The organism is Pusillimonas sp. (genome assembly GCF_044464525.1).
Classification (GTDB): Bacteria; Pseudomonadota; Gammaproteobacteria; order Burkholderiales; family Burkholderiaceae_B; genus Pusillimonas.
In genome coordinates this window covers 110,671-125,638 of the sequence record NZ_JBIQLE010000002.1, presented here as the reverse complement: position 1 = coordinate 125,638, position 14,968 = coordinate 110,671, and the positions used below count along the sequence as shown (strand labels likewise).

Annotated in this window: 14 protein-coding genes; 3 read left to right on the top strand and 11 right to left on the bottom strand. The window is 59.3% G+C overall.

Annotation, left to right across the window (positions count from 1 at the left end):
* Nucleotides 1-84: 84 nt before the first annotated feature.
* The gene (locus ACIY1O_RS01805) at nt 85-513 is read left to right on the top strand and encodes a universal stress protein (RefSeq protein ID WP_397473357.1); all 429 of its coding nucleotides are present in this window, start codon (nt 85-87) and stop codon (nt 511-513) included.
* Nucleotides 514-527: 14 nt separating this feature from the next.
* Here ACIY1O_RS01805 and ACIY1O_RS01800 read toward each other — a convergent pair whose 3' ends face one another.
* The 7 genes from ACIY1O_RS01800 to ACIY1O_RS01770 all read right to left on the bottom strand — a co-directional run bounded on the left by ACIY1O_RS01800 (nt 528) and on the right by ACIY1O_RS01770 (nt 7,861).
* The gene (locus tag ACIY1O_RS01800; protein WP_397473356.1) at nt 528-1,736 is read right to left on the bottom strand and encodes a PQQ-dependent sugar dehydrogenase; all 1,209 of its coding nucleotides are present in this window, start codon (nt 1,734-1,736) and stop codon (nt 528-530) included.
* A gap of 8 nt (nt 1,737-1,744) precedes the next feature.
* Nucleotides 1,745-2,605: a slipin family protein gene (locus tag ACIY1O_RS01795; RefSeq protein ID WP_397473355.1), complete on the bottom strand. Its 861-nt coding sequence runs from the start codon at nt 2,603-2,605 to the stop codon at nt 1,745-1,747.
* A 20-nt stretch (nt 2,606-2,625) separates the two neighbouring features.
* On the bottom strand, nt 2,626-4,023 hold the full coding sequence (locus tag ACIY1O_RS01790) for an NfeD family protein (RefSeq protein WP_397473354.1): 1,398 nt from the start codon (nt 4,021-4,023) through the stop codon (nt 2,626-2,628).
* A gap of 64 nt (nt 4,024-4,087) precedes the next feature.
* Nucleotides 4,088-4,501: a DUF488 domain-containing protein gene (locus ACIY1O_RS01785; protein WP_397473353.1), complete on the bottom strand. Its 414-nt coding sequence runs from the start codon at nt 4,499-4,501 to the stop codon at nt 4,088-4,090.
* A 27-nt stretch (nt 4,502-4,528) separates the two neighbouring features.
* Entirely contained in the window at nt 4,529-5,923 is a 1,395-nt protein-coding gene (gene fumC, locus ACIY1O_RS01780) for a class II fumarate hydratase (RefSeq protein WP_397473352.1), read from the bottom strand.
* Between the two features lie 75 nt (nt 5,924-5,998).
* Nucleotides 5,999-7,075 carry a type I glyceraldehyde-3-phosphate dehydrogenase gene (locus tag ACIY1O_RS01775; protein WP_397473351.1) on the bottom strand — a complete coding sequence of 359 codons (1,077 nt, stop codon included), beginning with the start codon at nt 7,073-7,075 and terminating at the stop codon, nt 5,999-6,001.
* A gap of 15 nt (nt 7,076-7,090) precedes the next feature.
* A complete protein-coding gene (locus ACIY1O_RS01770) occupies nt 7,091-7,861 on the bottom strand; it encodes an SDR family oxidoreductase (RefSeq protein ID WP_397473350.1) in 771 nt (256 codons plus the stop codon).
* Between the two features lie 91 nt (nt 7,862-7,952).
* Here ACIY1O_RS01770 and ACIY1O_RS01765 point away from each other — a divergent pair, with 91 nt between their 5' ends.
* Together ACIY1O_RS01765 and ACIY1O_RS01760 are read left to right on the top strand one after the other, a co-directional pair.
* A complete protein-coding gene (locus tag ACIY1O_RS01765) occupies nt 7,953-9,860 on the top strand; it encodes an alpha/beta hydrolase family protein (protein WP_397473349.1) in 1,908 nt (635 codons plus the stop codon).
* 35 nt (nt 9,861-9,895) lie between these two features.
* Entirely contained in the window at nt 9,896-10,504 is a 609-nt protein-coding gene (locus ACIY1O_RS01760) for a glutathione S-transferase family protein (RefSeq protein ID WP_397473348.1), read from the top strand.
* A gap of 2 nt (nt 10,505-10,506) precedes the next feature.
* Here the strand turns inward: ACIY1O_RS01760 and proC are convergent, their stop codons facing one another.
* The 4 genes from proC to recG are packed head-to-tail and all read right to left on the bottom strand — an operon-like array spanning nt 10,507 to nt 14,888.
* The gene (proC, locus tag ACIY1O_RS01755; protein WP_397473347.1) at nt 10,507-11,337 is read right to left on the bottom strand and encodes a pyrroline-5-carboxylate reductase; all 831 of its coding nucleotides are present in this window, start codon (nt 11,335-11,337) and stop codon (nt 10,507-10,509) included.
* Between the two features lie 26 nt (nt 11,338-11,363).
* Nucleotides 11,364-11,876: a Dps family protein gene (locus tag ACIY1O_RS01750; RefSeq protein WP_397473346.1), complete on the bottom strand. Its 513-nt coding sequence runs from the start codon at nt 11,874-11,876 to the stop codon at nt 11,364-11,366.
* Nucleotides 11,877-11,909: 33 nt separating this feature from the next.
* Nucleotides 11,910-12,857 carry a LysR substrate-binding domain-containing protein gene (locus ACIY1O_RS01745; RefSeq protein WP_397473345.1) on the bottom strand — a complete coding sequence of 316 codons (948 nt, stop codon included), beginning with the start codon at nt 12,855-12,857 and terminating at the stop codon, nt 11,910-11,912.
* Nucleotides 12,858-12,902: 45 nt separating this feature from the next.
* A complete protein-coding gene (gene recG, locus ACIY1O_RS01740) occupies nt 12,903-14,888 on the bottom strand; it encodes an ATP-dependent DNA helicase RecG (RefSeq protein WP_397473448.1) in 1,986 nt (661 codons plus the stop codon).
* Between the last annotated feature and the right edge of the window lie 80 nt (nt 14,889-14,968).

The window sequence follows — 14,968 nt, the reverse complement described above, 5'->3', positions numbered from 1 at the left end:
ACCCCGATTCGCATGGTTTAAGATAACCCTATTCCAAAACGATCCGTAGCGCGGAGCACGGCTCAAAATTCTTATGGGTTCCGAATGAATAAAGTACTAGTCCCTGTCGACGGGTCCGAATCGTCCCTCAACGCTCTCAAGACGGCTCTTGCCATGATAGGCGAGCGCGCCGGCGCCACGCTGCAAGTCATTACGGTGCAGCCGCCCATCGCCTCGGGCAACGTCAAGCGTTTCATCTCGGCCGATATCCTCGACGAATATTACGAAGAAGAAGGCGAAAAGGCGCTTAAGGACGCACGTGAGCTGCTGGCGGGCGCATCCGCACCCACGACGACATTCGCCGTGTTGGTGGGGCCCGTGGCCGAGACCATAGTCGAGCACGCCAAAGAGCAAGGCAGCAGCCACGTGGTAATGGGCACCAGGGGCCTCAGCCGCATTTCGGGCCTGGTGATGGGCTCGGTGGCTACCAAGGTGATAAGCCTGATCGACCTGCCCGTGACATTGGTCAAGTAAGCCTATGCCGCTTTTCAGGGCTCGAGACCCACTTTCAACAAGCGTCCGTCCCGTTCGTCGGTCAATACATAAAGATAGCCGTCCGGGCCAACCCTGACGTCGCGGATGCGCGCACCCATTTCTTTCAGGAATCTTTCCTCGTGAGTAATCTTGTCGCCGTCCAGCTTCAGCCGTATGACTGATTTATCGACCAAGGCGCCGATGAAAAGAGAATGTTCCCATTGCGCAAAGCGCTGAGCATCATAAAAAGCCATTCCACTGATTGCAGGGGATTTTTCCCACACATGGTGTGGCGGCTCTGTCCCGGATACAGCTTCGCCTTGAGCCTCGGGTATGGCCAAGCCTGAATAATTGATGCCGTGGGTGGCCAGCGGCCAGCCGTAGTTCCTGCCGGCGACGGCTATATTGATTTCGTCGCCGCCGCGCGGCCCATGTTCGTGGGTCCAAAGTGCGCCGCTCCAGGGATTAATGGCGGCGCCCTGTTGATTGCGATGGCCGTAAGACCAGATTTCAGGCGCGGCGTCGTCACGGTCAAGAAAAGGATTGTCTTCCGGCACGCTGCCGTCCAGGTGCACGCGAGCGATCTTCCCTTGCAGTTTGTCCAGATCTTGGGCGGTGGAGCGTTGATTGTTTTCGCCCAAGGCGATGAACAAATGGCCGTCGCCGTCGAACACCAGGCGCGACCCAAAATGCACGCCACTGGATAATTTGGGCTGTTGACGGAAAATGACTTGAAAGTCTTCCAGACGAAGACCGTCTTGCGACAGCCTGCCATATCCCACTGCCGTGCCGGCCGGCCCTTCGCTCGGATTGCGGGGCGAGCCTTCGGCAAACGACAGATAAACGCGTCGGGTTTCGGGGAAGTCGGGCGGCAATGCCACGTCGAGCAAACCGCCCTGCCCCTGGGCGAACACTTCGGGCGTTCCCGCCAGCGCTTTTGACAAGCCGTCTTGCGGCGTCCAGAGACGCAAGCGCCCCGGCCTTTCAGTAATAAGCATGCCCCGGCCGTCGGGTAGGAACGCCATGCTCCAGGGGTTTTCCAGGCCCTTTAGCAGCGTCGTTACCTCGAGCGGCCCGGCTTCACTTTCAAATGTCTCGGTTTGTGCAAAAGCCGGCGCATGCAGCACAGCCGCGGCGATTGCCAAGCCGGCAAGCAGCGCTCGGCCCTGCGCCGCATAGCGCGCCTTCGAAGATCGCATCTTTTTGCTTGGACGATTGCTCATGCCGTACCTTATGCGACCGGGTCGATACGCCGGGGCAGATCGGGGTCGGTGGCAGGCGCCGTCGGCTGCGCGGGCACAGGCGGCACGATGGGAGAGAAGCCCTTCGCCGATTTATCAAAGAAGCCCGCGATCATGTCGACCGGCACCGGAAACACGATAGTGGAGGTCTTGTCGCCGGCCACCTGCGTAAGCGTTTGCAGATAGCGCAATTGCATGGCCGTGGGTTGCTCGGCGAGTTTCTGGGCGGCTTCCATCAATGCCTGGGCAGCCTGCTTTTCGCCCTCGGCATGGATGACCTTGGCGCGCCGCTCGCGCTCTGCTTCGGCCTGGCGTGCGATAGCCCGGATCATGGTTTCGTTGAGATCGATATGCTTGATCTCGACGTTGGTTACCTTGATGCCCCAGCCGTCGGTCTGCTGGTCAAGTATGGCCTGTATGTCGTGGTTGAGCTTCTCGCGTTCGGAGAGCATGTCGTCCAGGTCATGCTTGCCCAGCACGGCGCGCAATGTGGTTTGGGCCAACTGGCTGGTGGCGTCCAGGTAACGCTCGACCTGGATGATGGCTTTGTCCGGCGCAACGACGCGAAAGTAGATCACCGCGTTGACGCTGACCGAAACGTTATCGCGTGAGATGACGTCCTGGCTGGGCACATCCATGGTTATTACACGCAGGTCGACTCGCACCATCTGTTGCAGTCCGGGAATGACGATGACCAGGCCCGGCCCTTTCACACCTGTAAAGCGACCCAGGGTAAATATCACGGCGCGCTGATACTCGCGCAAAATCTTCACCGTGTTGATCAAGATGACCACAATGACGATCAACAGGATCAGCAGGCCGAAGTTAAGATCGAAATCGAAGAAGAACATAGGTTTTCCTTGGTGGACAGTTAGGAGTGTCGTGGGTTGGATCGGGAAGCAGTCGGCGCAACGACGTCGACAGCAAGAAGCAGGCCGTCAATCGATGTAACGCGCACCGTCTGGCCCGTATGCAGCGGCTGGCCGCCATGAACTTTCCACAGCTCGCCCTGGATGTTGGCATAAGTAGTGCCGTTCTCGATATGGGTTACCGTGCCTGTCTGGCCAACCATGTATTCGGCGCCGCTGACGACACGGCTGCGATACGATCGAAGCGCCAGGTGGCCGATGATCAGAAGTACTGCGGCACTAAATAATGCAGTGCCGATGATGAAGGGAAGCCCCAGATCAAAACCGGGAATATCAGTGTCAGTAAGGAATATGCCGCCCAGGACAAAGGCGACAACGCCGCCCGCTCCGGCGATGCCGAAGCTGGACAAGAACACTTCGGCAATCATAAGGCTCAGTCCCAGGAAAATAAGGCCGACACCCGCCCAGTTGACGGGCAACAATTGGAACGCATAAAAAGCAAGCAGCAAACTGATGAGGCCTGCGATGCCCGGGCCCGCCAGGCCTGGGCTGGTTACTTCGTAGAAAAGCCCGTAAACGCCTATCATCATCAGTATCACCGCCACCTGCGGGTTGGCGATCAGCAGCAACAACTTGGTGCGCCAGTCGGGCTCTACTTGCGCAACGGGCGCATCGGCCGTTTGAAGGCTGGCCATATTGCCGCCGGCAAGTTCGACCTGACGCCCATCGAGCTGTTTCAAGAGGTCGGAAATATCAGTGGCGATGACATCGATCACGTCTTCTTCAAGGGCTTCCTGTGCCGACATGCTGGCGGCGTCCAGAACCGCCCTTCCGGCGAAGTCGGCGTTGCGGCCCCGCAATTGCGCCAGGCTGCGGATGTAGGCGGCTGCATCGTTGCGGGCTTTTCTACCCGAGGCGTCAGTGGGCTCGGTTTCTTGTTCGCCCTTCTTTGCGGCTTCGGCAGGCTTGGATGCACCGCCTATCTGTACGGGCGTGGCGGCGCCGATGTTGCTGGCCGGCGCCATGGCGGCTATGTGGCTGGCGTACAGGATAAAGGTACCGGCGCTGGCGGCACGGGCGCCGGTGGGAGCGACATAGGTCGCGACGGGCACGGGGGACGACAATATCGATTTGACGATACTGCGCATGGAGGCGTCCAGGCCCCCTGGAGTGTCCAGAGTGATGACGACGAGCTGGGCATCTTGCGATGCGGCGCGATCGATGCCGCGCACGATGAAGTCGGACGAGGCTGGGCTGATGACGCCGTCTAGCTTGAGCTCGACGACTTGCCCCTTGGTCTGGCCGATAGAGAGGTTGCCCACGCAAAGCATGGCGACCGCCATGGCGGCCCAAAACAGCCAGCGGAAGGAAACAAGGTGGGTTTGAATAGATCGGATCATTGCGGCTTCCGATGTGCGGCGCCCCGCGAACGCCTTCAGTTCCCAGTATAGCCTTACCCGCCGCTTACGCGGATTTTTTAGCTTCGCCGCCGCTTTTGGCTGATTTGCGCATGGAAGCCGCAACGCGCGAAATTTCGTCGGCCAGGATCAGAGCGTGATTGTGCTCGGTGTCACGAGCGCCATACAGCAGGGTGATATGTGATTCCCCGGCGTCCTTGACCAGCTGGCGGATGCGCTCCTTTTGATCTTCACCGCGCAGTTCCGCCTGGTAATCCTTGCGGAACCGATCCCAGTTCTCTACCTTATGGGCAAACCATTTACGCAGCTCGGGACTGGGAGCGAGATCTTTGCACCAGGTGTCGAAATGCAATTCGTCTTTAGAGATGCCGCGCGGCCATATGCGGTCCACCAATACACGGTAGCCCTCGCTTTTGCCTGCTTTCTCATAGGCGCGCCTGATGTCGACCTTGATTTTCATGTGCCGGCCTCCTGGGATTCGCCGTCGCTAGTTGCGGGTCATGTCAATGGGCACGATCCATTGCTCATATTGCTCAGCGGTGACGTGTCCAAGCTCAAGTGCGGCCTCGCGCAGCGTGGTCCCTTCTTTCTGGGCTTTCTTGGCGATGGCTGCCGCCTTGTCGTAGCCGATGTGGCGGTTTAGCGCCGTGACCAGCATGAGGTTTTTCTGCAGATTGGCTTCGATCACTTCAAGATTGGGTTCGATCCCCACGGCGCAATAATCATTGAAGGCACGGCTTGCATCGGCCAGTAGCGCAATGCTTTCGAGCACGTTGTGAACCATGACGGGCTTATACACGTTAAGTTGGAAATTACCCTGACTCGCGGCAAAGGCAACCGTTGCATCGTTGCCGAACACCTGGACGCAGACCATGGTCAGCGCTTCGCACTGGGTCGGGTTGACCTTGCCGGGCATGATGGAAGAGCCCGGTTCGTTGTCGGGGATGACCAACTCGCCAATGCCGCAACGCGGGCCGCTGGCCAGCCAGCGAACGTCGTTGGCCATCTTAAACAACCCGCCGGCAAGCAGGCGCAAGGCGGAAGACAGATTAGCCAGGGCGTCGTGTGCAGACAATGCAAAAAATTTATTGTCGGCCGACTTGAACGGCAAGCCGGTGATCTGCGCGATGCGGGCGGCGGCCGTATCGCCGAAACGCGGGTGAGCATTCAGGCCGGTGCCCACGGCCGTGCCGCCTATGGCCAGGTCGTAGATACCCGGCAAGGCGGCCTCTATCGCCTGAAGCCCGAAGTCTATTTGCGCCACCCAGCCGCCGATTTCCTGACCGAGGGTTATGGGAGTGGCGTCCTGCAAATGGGTTCGGCCGGTCTTGACGAGCTGATCGTACTCACGGGCTTTGTCGTGCAAGGTGGACCGAAGCTGGCGCAACGCCGGGAAAAAGTCGCGCTCGAGTTCTTGCGCAACGGCGATATGCATGGCGGTGGGAAAGGTGTCGTTGGACGACTGGCCGCGATTGACGTGATCGTTGGGATGAACCGGGGCTTTGCTGCCCATGGCCCCGCCGGCCAGTTCGATGGCGCGATTGGAGATCACCTCGTTCGCGTTCATATTTGACTGTGTGCCTGAGCCGGTCTGGAACACGACCAATGGAAACTGCTCATCAAGCTTGCCGGAGATAACTTCGTCGGCTGCCTGCACGATAAGGTCGGCGATGTCTTGAGGTAGTTCGCCCACTTCAGCGTTGGCTTCGGCGGCGGCGCGTTTGAGGATGCCAAGGGCCCGGATGATGGGCGGCTGCCATTTGAACCGCGACACGCCGATAGGGAAGTTATGGATTGAACGCTGGGTTTGAGCGCCCCAATAACGCTCGGCGGGAACTTCAATTTCTCCCATGGAATCGGTTTCGACGCGCGTGCTGGCCATTGCTGCGGGCTCCTGTTTGATGCGTGTTGGAAAACAGGCAATACCTCGACGAAAGGCTCGCCATTGAACTTATTACTATACGCTTTCGCTTTCGCTTTTGCCGGTGGGCCGGGTTTCCCTTTGCTCGTCCAGCAGCCGGCTCCAGATGGCGGTAACGTCGAGCAGGCGATTGGTGAACCCCCATTCGTTGTCGAACCACACCAGAGTGTTGGCCATGCGCGAGCCGCAGAGCCGCGTCTGGCTGCCGTCGAAGATGGCCGAGTGCGGGTCATGGTTGAAGTCTACCGATGCGTGGGGCTGATCAGAGTAAGCAATGTAATCGGGCGCATTTTTTGCGGCTTGGCGCATAAGCGCGTTGATTTCCGCAACGCCCACATCGGCTTGGGTCTGGAACATGAGATCGATGGCCGAGACGTTCAGGGTGGGAACCCGAATGGCCTTGGCCTGGATGCGACCGGCAAGCTCGGGCAGCAGCCGTTCCACCCCTTTGGCCAGCCCGGTGGCGACGGGAACAAAGGATTGCATCGCCGAGCGGGTGAGCCGCAAGTCGGAGTTGTGGTAGCCGTCGATCAGGGGCTGGTCATTCATCACGGAATGCAAGGTGGTCAGGAAAGCCTGTTCGACACCGAAGGAACCGTGCAGCAGATTCAACACCGGCACGATCGCGTTGGTGGTGCACGATGCGTTGGAGACAATACGCTCGTGCCCGGTCAACTTTTGATGATTGATGCCGTACACCACGGTGGCGTCAACGTCGGTGGCACTGGCGCCGGGATGTGAAAGCAATAAACGCGGTACGCCGGCGTCGATGAAACGCTGCAATTGCCCGCGGGTTCCGTAACGGCCCGAGCATTCAATCAGCATGTCAATGCCCAGCCCGGGCCAATCCACTTCTTCGGGCGTGCTTGCATGGGTGACTGCGATTTCGTGCCCGTCGATCAGCATGCTTTGCGCGCCCTGCTCCACCTTGCCGTGGAAGACGCCGTGGGTGGAGTCAAAACGCGTCAGGTAGGTCATGGTGTCCAGGTCAGCCGGCTCGTTGATGGCGACGACGCGAAAGCGGTCGATCAGCGGCGACTCGTATAGAGCGCGCAGAAAGCAGCGTCCGATACGGCCGTACCCATTTATGGCCAGGCGAAACGGTGTGTTCATGTCAAAAGTCCATCTTTAAAACGCAATAGAAAAACCGCCATCCACCACCAGGATGTGGCCATTGACGTAAGAGGCTGCAGACGAAGCCAGGAAGACGGCGGCGCCGGCTATTTCGCCAGGCTGCGCCCAGCGCTGGAGCGGGTTGCGACCCAATACGCGCGGCCCTTCGATGGGGTCGCTGGCAAGCCTGGCATTGCTTTCGGTGGCGAAAGTGCCGGGTGCAATGCCGTTGCTGGTAATGCCATGGGGGCCGTATTCCACGGCAAGCGCCTTTACCAGGCCCGCCAGGCCGTGCTTGGCTACAGCGTAGGCGGCGTCACCCGGGCGCGCAACGCGATCTGCGATGGAGGTCAGCGTAATGATGCGCCCTGCGAGCTGATTATCTCTCATGCGCGCGGCCGCCAGTTTGGAAAGGTGCATTGCCGCGATCAGATCGACGTGGATTAGAGTCTGGATTTCTTCAAGTTTCGATTCGCTGAGGCTTTTACGCAAGCGGATGCCGACGTTGTTGACCAGAATGTCGGGCGTGCCGATTTGCCTGCAAGCCTGCTCGAAGGCCGAAGCCTGCGCCTTCAGGTCGCCGACGTCGTACACCAGCGGAACCGCCTGCCCTCCGGCTTCGTTTATGGCGCTCACCGCAAGCATGACGCGATCTTGTGTGCGGCCGTTGACGATTACCCGCGCGCCACTTGCGGCGTAGGCCTTGGCGATCTCAAAACCCAGGCCGCCGGTCGAGCCCGTGATAAGGGCTGTCTTGCCGGAAAGAGAAAAATCAGGGGCTTGCATGGAATGGCAAATGGTGATGAAAGAAAGGGAAACGTATGCAGCGCGTGTTCAAGCCGATATAGTAATGTCTATGCACTTTCAGGGTTTTCTCATGCTTTCTTTATTTGACCATCTTTATTTTCGCATCGGCCTCGTCCCAGACGGAGCTTCCTCGCAGCCTGTGCCCCCGATCTATCCCATCGAGACATTTTTTCGCAACCCGGCACGGGGTTATTTCAGATTGTCGGACGATGGGACGATGTTGGGGTTCATGGAACCCGTTTCCATCGATGGGCAGCCCGCGCGCATGAACGTCTTTGTTCAAGCGCTGGACGGTAGTCGGCCCACCGGACAAGCCCGGCGCATCACGGCGGAAACCGAGCGCGACATCAGCGGGTATTTCTGGAAAGGCGAACACACCGTCATTTATGAAAAGGATTTTAACGGCGATGAGAACTTCCACGTGCTGGCAGTCGACACGAAAACAGGCGCCGTTACCGACCTGACCCCGTTCGACGGCGTGCGCGCCAGTATCGAAGACGATCTTGAAGACGACCCCGATCACATGCTGATCAGCCATAACGGACGCAACCCCGAGGCTTTCGATGTTTATAGGGTCGACATCCGCAACGGTGAACTTACGCTGGTGGCCGAGAACCCGGGCAATGTCGTGGGTTGGCAAACTGACCATGCCGGGCGTGTGCGCGCCGCCATCGCCAGCGATGGCCTCGAGACGGTGTTCCTGTATCGAGAAGACGAAAAGAGCGATTTCCGTCCCTTGATACAAACCGATTTCCGCACCACTGTTTCACCTCAGTTTTTCGACTTCGACAATGTGGGTTTTTATGCCCTTAGCAACCGGGGACGCGACAAGCTGGCGTTGACACGCATCGACCCGGCCAAGCCCGATGTAGAAGAACTTGTCTTTGAACACTCCGAGGTCGATCTGGACGGGGCGGGCTACTCGCGCTTGCGCAAAGTGCTTACGATGGCGGCGTACCAAACCGACAAGCCCGCGTATCATTTTTTCGACGAATTAAGCCGTGAACGGCATGAGCGACTTCAAAACCATCTGCCGGGCTACGAGGTTGCGTATCAAAGCAGCACGCGCGCCGAAGACAAGTTCATCGTCGCCGCCTATAACGACCGCACGCCCGGCAGCCGCTACATTTACGATGCACGACTCGACACTCTGGACAAGTTGGCCGACATAAATCCCGACCTGCCCGAAGAGCATATGGCGGTGGTAAGGCCCATTCAATACACAAGCCGCGATGGCCTGACGATACACGGTTACCTTACTTTGCCCTTGGGACGCGAGGCGCACGCCCTGCCCTGCGTTGTCAACCCGCATGGCGGCCCCTGGGCGCGCGATAGCTGGGGCTTCAATCCCGAGGCGCAGTTCCTGGCCAATCGTGGCTACGCCGTGCTGCAAATGAACTTTCGCGGCTCCACCGGCTACGGCCGCGCTTTTTGGGAAAGCAGTTTCGGGCAATGGGGGCTGTCCATGCAGGATGACGTCACCGACGGCGTCCAGTGGATGATTGACCAGGGTATTGCCGACCCGTCCCGCATCGCAATCTATGGCGGAAGCTATGGCGGCTATGCGACACTGGCAGGCATTACATATACGCCCGAACTGTACGCGGCGGCCATCGATTACGTGGGGGTGTCCAACCTGCTCACTTTCTTGAACACCATCCCGCCGTATTGGAAGCCCATGCTGGAAAAAATGCACCAGATGGTGGGCGACCCGGAGGCCGACCGTGAACGCCTCGAGGCCACCTCACCGGCTTTGAACGCCGATCGAATCAAGACTCCGTTGCTTATCGCGCAGGGGGCTCACGATCCACGCGTCAACAAGGATGAGAGCGACCAAATGGTGGCCGCCCTGCAGGCCCGGGGCATCGACGTGGAATACATCGTCAAGGATAATGAGGGCCACGGGTTCCATAATGACGAAAACAAATTCGAGTTCTACCATCGGATGGCGCGCTTTCTTGATGTCCATCTTAAATAATCGATAAGCGCCCACCGCAAACCACAGGAGAGAAAATGAAACTGTATTATCTGACCGGCGCCTGCCCTTTGGTCACGCAAATCGTGCTGGAATGGATGGGGCTGTCGTACGAAACCGAGTCGGTTGAACGCGATGCCCTTAAGCAACCCGACTTCCTTCAGCTTAATCCCTTGGGTTCCGTGCCGGTTCTTAAAGACGGAGACCTGGTGCTGACGCAAACCGTCGCCATCCTTGAGTATCTTAACGAGCTTCATCCCGACGCAGGCCTGCACGGCGCGGACATTGTCGAGCGTACCGAGGTGCGCCGCTGGCTCAACTTCGCGAACTCCGACCTGCACCGCACCTTCTCGATGATGTTCGGCGTGCAAGCGTATACCGACGATGCCGATATACAAAATTTACTGCTCGAGAAAACCTCAGAGCGCCTGCGCTTCCTGTTCGGCGTTGTCGACAAGCAGCTTGAAGGAAAAGATTGGATCGCCGGCAAACGCTCCATTGCAGACCCTTATCTGTATGTGGTGGGCCTTTGGGCTCGTATTAAAAAACTCGACCTGTCGAACCTGCACAATCTGAAGCGGTTCATGGAGCGCATGGATGCCGATCCAGGCGCCCAGACTGCGCTGAAGAAGCAGGGTTTGGTCTAAACTTATTTTGAAAGTTCGGTGGCCAGTTCGCCGGCGCGCTCGTAGGCCGAACGCATGGCCTGCCGAACCAGGGGCGCAAAACCTTGTTGTTCGAATACTGCCAACGCGGCGGCTGTGGTGCCGCCCTTGGAAGTTACCCTTTCGCGCAATGTGGCGGGCGACTCTGGCGACAAGGCCGCCAATTCTGTTGCCCCATGCAAGGTTGCCAGGGCCAACTTGCGCGATTGTTCGGCATTGAGGCCAAGATCAAGCCCGCCCTGGATCAGCGCCTCGAGAAAGAGGAATACATAGGCCGGCCCGCTGCCAGACAAGGCGGTGACGGCGTCAAGCTGCGTGTCATCATCGACCCAGATGAACTCGCCCACCGCTTTGAACAAAAGTTGCGCCACTGCGCGGTCATCTTCGGAAACTCCTGGCAACGCCAGCAGGCCGGTCGCCCCTGCCCCGATAAGCGACGGAGTGTTGGGCATGCTGCGTATCAGTCGTGTCCAGGGTGTGTCGCCGCCAAGCCAGCGTGCCAGCGTTCCGCTATCGATGCCGGCGGCGATGCTGATGACCAGGGTGTCGGGACGCAAGAACGGCCTGCACTGCGCCACGGTTTCTTTCATGACCTGGGGCTTGACCGCGAAGATCCAGACGCGTCGTGAGGATAATGTATCGTTCGGCGCCGCTGCGGTACTGACGCCCTGTTCGCGCCAGCGCGCCAACGCGTCCGGGTCAATGTCGATGACGTGTACGTCGGATGCGCCGCAGCGCTTTCCGATCAGGCCTGACGCAAGTGCGGAGGCCATATTGCCTCCGCCGATGAAGCCTAAGGTAAGTTCTTGATTCATGAATTGCGAAACGGATGATATGAAAGCTATTGCAGCAAGCTGCGCAGCATCCAGGCGTTCTTTTCGTGAACGTCGAGGCGACGGGTAAGAAGATCGACCGTCGGTGCGTCTTTGGCGTCTTCTGCGCGCTCGAGTGCTGCGCGTGCCGTTTTGGCCACGGCTTCGTTGCCCTTGACGAGGAAATGCACCATCTCGTCTGCTTGGGGCACGTCTTCGGGCGCCGCGATGGATGCCAGTTTGCCGTACTGGGCGTAGGTGCCTGGCGCGTAATGGCCCAGCGCACGGATGCGTTCGGCTATTTCGTCGATTGCCTGCCACTGCTCGGTGTACTGGGTCATGAACATTTCATGGAGGGTATTGAACAGGGGCCCGGTGACGTTCCAGTGAAAATTGTGGGTTGTAAGGTAAAGCGTGTATGAGTCGGCGAGCATCTTGGAAAGCTCGTGCGCAACCGCCTCACGATCTTTGGCGCTGATGCCGATATCGATTGCGATGCCTTTGTCGGTTTTACTTGAAGACTTGCGTGTTGCCTTTGCCATTGTGCAGCTCCATTTGTGTAGTTGACGACAGATTCAGGATACCACGTCGGAAGGTTCTTCCAGATATCGAACCCCCGCTAATTCGGTGCGCTGAATTGCCTTGATCAATGCTTGAATCGCTGTTGGCCGTGGGAAGCTTTTGCGCCATACCAGCACCACGCGACGGTCTGGCACGGGCTTTTTGAAAGGTATATAGGCCAGCAGGTCGTGCTTGGGAACGCCGGCGCCGATCGCGCTGGCCGGCAATACGGTAATGCCCACCCCGGCCGCCACCATATGGCGTATCGTTTCAAGCGACGAGCCTTCGAAAGTGCGCTGTATCCCTTCGCTGGAGGCCGAGAACCGCGACAGCTCGGGGCATACCTCAAGCACCTGGTCACGGAAACAATGGCCGGCTCCAAGCAACAGCATGGTTTCCTCCTTCAGCGCGGCGGAGCTGACCTGTTCCACGCGCGCCCAGGGATGGCCTTTGGGCACCGCCACCAAAAAAGGTTCGTCGTAAAGAGGCTGCACCATAAGCCCCGCATCCGGAATGGGAAGCGCGACGATGGCGCAATCAATTTCACCTTGCCGCAGAAGCTCGAGCAAGCGCGTGGTGAAATTTTCCTGCAGCACCAGCGGCATTTGCGGAGTGACTTCAATCTGGGCCGGCACCAACTTTGGAAGCAGGTAGGGGCCAATGGTGTAGATCACCCCTACCCTCAAGGGGCCCTCAAGCGGGTCATGGCCCTGCCGCGCAATTTCCTTGAGGTTGGTCGCCTCTTCGAGCACGCGCTGGGCCTGGGTCACGACCTTCAGGCCGATGGGCGTGACCCCCACCTCGGCGCCGCCGCGCTCGAACAGGACGACGCCCAGTTCATCCTCGAGCTTGCGGATGGCGACGGATAAAGTCGGCTGGCTGACGAAACAGGCGTCGGCAGCCCGACCAAAATGCCTTTCGCGCGCTACCGCGACGATGTATTTCAATTCCGTCAGTGTCATGGCTACTCGCTAGTGTTAAATGGGTTGGCGCGAAGCTGGGGTGCGTCAGCTTCGCAAATAATCTTGTTTGCCGCGCATCCAGCGATGCATATGAGCGCCGGCCTTGTCGGGCTCGTGTTCAAGCCAGTGCCGGGCAAGTTGCTGGGCCTGCAAGGCGAGCTCGCCGTCGGTTTGAATATCGGCGAAGCGCAAAAGAGCCGCTCCTGATTGACGCACCCCCAGAAATTCGCCTGGACCGCGTTGTTCAAGATCACGTCGGGCGATTTCGAATCCGTCGTTGGTTTCATACATGGCGCGCAATCGTTCGCGCGCTATCTGCGACAAAGGCGCTTGATACAGCAGCAAACAGACGGACTGGACGGCGCCCCGCCCTACCCGGCCTCTTAGTTGATGCAACTGGGCCAGCCCGAAGCGCTCTGCGTGCTCGATGATCATCAGCGACGCGTTGGGAACGTCGACGCCCACCTCTATGACCGTGGTGGCTACCAGCAGATCGACCTTGCCTGCGTGAAACTCCTCCATCACCCGGGCCTTTTCAGCAGGCTTGAGCTTGCCGTGTATCAAGCTGATGCGCAGGTCGGGCAGCGCCTGCACCAAGCGTTGGTGGGTGTCCACGGCTGTCTGCAGCTGCAGGGCTTCGCTTTCCTCCACCAGCGGGCAAACCCAATATGCCTGCCTGCCCGAGCGAACTTCTTGTGCAACCAGGGCAAGGATTTCTTCCCGCCGCTCTTCGGAGGCCAACTTGGTGATGACCGGCGTGCGTCCGGGCGGCAACTCGTCGATGACGGAAACCTCCAGGTCGGCGAAGTGCGTCATTGCCAGGGTGCGCGGAATGGGTGTCGCACTCATGTTCAATTGATGCGGAATAAGGGCTCCGTTTGCCGCCTCGCCCTTGCGGCTGAGTTCCAGGCGCTGCCCCACCCCGAATCGATGCTGTTCGTCGAGTATGGCCAGACCCAGGTCGGCGAAAACGACCTTGTCCTGGATAAGCGCCTGCGTGCCTACCACCAGTTGGGCTTGACCGGACTCGATATCCGCGATGGCTTCGCGCCTGGCCTTGGCGCCGAGGCTGCCGGTCAGCCACGCGATCCGCACGCCAAGAGGCTGAAGCCAGCCCGCCAGCTTGCGATGATGCTGTTCGGCGAGGATTTCTGTGGGCGCCATCATGGCGACCTGGCCGCCATTGGCGATGACCTGTGCCGCGGCCAGGGCCGCCACCACCGTTTTACCGCTGCCCACATCGCCCTGCAGCAGACGGTGCATGGGATGCTTACGCGCCAGGTCGGCGCCAATTTCGGTAACGACGCGCTGCTGGGCATGGGTCAATCTGAAAGGCAGGCTTTGCAGCAATGCGTCAACCAGCCTTCGCTCTTTGCCCGCATAAGCCCGGCTGCGCTGGGCCAGCCTTGCCGCGCGGGCCATGGCAAGCGACAGCTGCTGCGCCAGCAATTCGTCGAACTTGATGCGACGCCATGCCGGATGTTCACGCTCGACCAGGTCGTGATACGAAATACTGGGCGAAGGATGATGCAAGGTGCGAATCGCCTCGCCGAACGGCATCAGGCGGTAGCGAATGCGAATGTCATCGGGCAGCGTGTCGCTGAGGTCGGCCCGTTTCAGGGCTTGATCGATGGCGCGTCGTAATATCGGCTGGGAAAGGCCGTCGGTGGTCGGATAGACCGGCGTAAGAGAGTCGGGCAGTTCGCCGCCGGCGGTTGTGACGCGCGGATGCACCATCTCGAGCCCCGCAAAGCCGCCACGCGGCTCGCCGCGCACTCTTACCCTTTTGCCCCGCTCGACCTGCTTTTGCTGGCTCGGATAAAAATTAAGCCAGCGCAAGGCCAGGCGCCCGGAGCCGTCTTCGATCATGGCCACCAGTTGGCGACGCGGCCGAAATTGCACCTCGCTGTGCACGATCTGGCCTTCAACCTGCCCGGGCTGCCCCGGCCGCAGCGATCCAATGGGCTGGATACGAGTTTCATCCTCGTAGCGCAGCGGTAAATGGACGATGAAATCCTGCTCGTTGTGCAGCCCCAGCCGTAGAAAGCGCCGCTGCGAGGCGCTAAGTGCGTCTGGCGCCGGACCGGACTGGCCGGCATTTCGGGACGTTG

Bases quoted from the DNA above. Each gene is read 5' to 3' on its own strand.
- ACIY1O_RS01745 (WP_397473345.1), bottom strand. From the start codon at position 12,857: ATGACACTGACGGAATTGAAATACATCGTCGCGGTAGCGCGCGAAAGG.
- ACIY1O_RS01750 (WP_397473346.1), bottom strand. From the start codon at position 11,876: ATGGCAAAGGCAACACGCAAGTCTTCAAGTAAAACCGACAAAGGCATC.
- ACIY1O_RS01775 (WP_397473351.1), bottom strand. From the start codon at position 7,075: ATGAACACACCGTTTCGCCTGGCCATAAATGGGTACGGCCGTATCGGA.
- ACIY1O_RS01800 (WP_397473356.1), bottom strand. From the start codon at position 1,736: ATGAGCAATCGTCCAAGCAAAAAGATGCGATCTTCGAAGGCGCGCTAT.
- fumC (WP_397473352.1), bottom strand. From the start codon at position 5,923: ATGGCCAGCACGCGCGTCGAAACCGATTCCATGGGAGAAATTGAAGTT.
- ACIY1O_RS01805 (WP_397473357.1), top strand. From the start codon at position 85: ATGAATAAAGTACTAGTCCCTGTCGACGGGTCCGAATCGTCCCTCAAC.
- ACIY1O_RS01785 (WP_397473353.1), bottom strand. From the start codon at position 4,501: ATGAAAATCAAGGTCGACATCAGGCGCGCCTATGAGAAAGCAGGCAAA.
- ACIY1O_RS01790 (WP_397473354.1), bottom strand. From the start codon at position 4,023: ATGATCCGATCTATTCAAACCCACCTTGTTTCCTTCCGCTGGCTGTTT.
- ACIY1O_RS01760 (WP_397473348.1), top strand. From the start codon at position 9,896: ATGAAACTGTATTATCTGACCGGCGCCTGCCCTTTGGTCACGCAAATC.
- ACIY1O_RS01770 (WP_397473350.1), bottom strand. From the start codon at position 7,861: ATGCAAGCCCCTGATTTTTCTCTTTCCGGCAAGACAGCCCTTATCACG.
- ACIY1O_RS01795 (WP_397473355.1), bottom strand. From the start codon at position 2,605: ATGTTCTTCTTCGATTTCGATCTTAACTTCGGCCTGCTGATCCTGTTG.
- ACIY1O_RS01765 (WP_397473349.1), top strand. From the start codon at position 7,953: ATGCTTTCTTTATTTGACCATCTTTATTTTCGCATCGGCCTCGTCCCA.
- proC (WP_397473347.1), bottom strand. From the start codon at position 11,337: ATGAATCAAGAACTTACCTTAGGCTTCATCGGCGGAGGCAATATGGCC.